The organism is Paracoccus lutimaris (assembly GCF_003337565.1).
GTDB classification, from domain to species: domain Bacteria; phylum Pseudomonadota; class Alphaproteobacteria; order Rhodobacterales; family Rhodobacteraceae; genus Paracoccus; species Paracoccus lutimaris.
This window is the reverse complement of the sequence record NZ_QPJL01000089.1, coordinates 1-1,260: the sequence shown is the minus strand read 5'-3', so window position 1 is coordinate 1,260 and position 1,260 is coordinate 1. Positions and strand designations below refer to the sequence as shown.

Genomic DNA, 1,260 nt, shown 5'->3' with positions numbered 1-1,260 from the left:
AAAAAGGCCGCCCCTTGGGGCGGCCCTTTCCATCGTGATATCCGTTGCCGGATCATCCGATGTGATCGCTTCGCAAGCCTTGGCTTACTTGATGATCTTGGCAACGACGCCGGCGCCGACGGTGCGGCCGCCTTCACGGATGGCGAAGCGCAGCTTCTCTTCCATCGCGATCGGGGCGATCAGCTCGACCTCGAACTTCAGGTTGTCGCCCGGCATCACCATCTCGGTGCCTTCCGGCAGCTTCACCGTCCCGGTCACGTCCGTCGTGCGGAAGTAGAACTGCGGACGGTAGTTCGCAAAGAACGGCGTGTGACGGCCACCCTCTTCCTTGGTCAGGATATAGGCCTCGGCCTCGAAGGTGGTGTGCGGGGTAACCGAACCCGGCTTGGCCAGAACCTGGCCGCGCTCGACGCCGTCACGCTCAACGCCGCGCAGCAGCGCGCCGATGTTGTCGCCAGCTTCCCCGCGGTCCAGCAGCTTGCGGAACATTTCCACGCCCGTGCAGGTCGTCTTCTTGGTCGGGCGGATGCCGATGATTTCCAGTTCGTCGCCGACGTTCACCGCGCCACGCTCGACACGGCCGGTCACAACCGTGCCGCGGCCCGAGATCGAGAACACGTCTTCGATCGGCATCAGGAACGGCTGGTCAACGGCGCGCTCGGGGGTCGGGATGTACTCGTCCACCGCGGCGATCAGCGCGCGGATCGAGTTCTCGCCGATTTCCGCGTCACGGCCTTCCATCGCGGCCAGGGCCGAGCCCTTGACGATCGGAATGTCGTCGCCGGGATAGTCATACGAGCTCAGCAGCTCGCGCACTTCCATCTCGACCAGTTCCAGCAGCTCTTCGTCATCCACCTGGTCGACCTTGTTGAGGTAGACGACCATGTAGGGGATGCCGACCTGGCGGCCCAGCAGGATGTGTTCGCGGGTCTGCGGCATCGGGCCGTCAGCGGCGTTCACAACCAGGATCGCGCCGTCCATCTGCGCCGCGCCGGTGATCATGTTCTTCACATAGTCGGCGTGGCCGGGGCAGTCCACGTGCGCGTAGTGGCGCGTGGGCGATTCGTATTCCACATGCGCGGTCGAGATCGTGATCCCGCGGGCCTTTTCTTCCGGCGCGCCGTCGATCTGGTCATAGGCGCGGAATTCGCCGAAATACTTCGTGATCGCAGCCGTCAGCGTCGTCTTGCCGTGGTCAACGTGACCAATCGTCCCGATGTTGACGTGCGGTTTCGTACGTTCAAACTTTGCCTTTGCCAT

1 protein-coding gene is annotated in these 1,260 nt (G+C 63.5%); it reads right to left on the bottom strand.

The window, feature by feature from the left end:
• Positions 1-84 precede the first annotated feature (84 nt).
• On the bottom strand, positions 85-1,260 hold a 1,176-nt coding region (gene tuf / locus DFP89_RS20060; protein ID WP_114351054.1), incomplete at its 5' end, for an elongation factor Tu.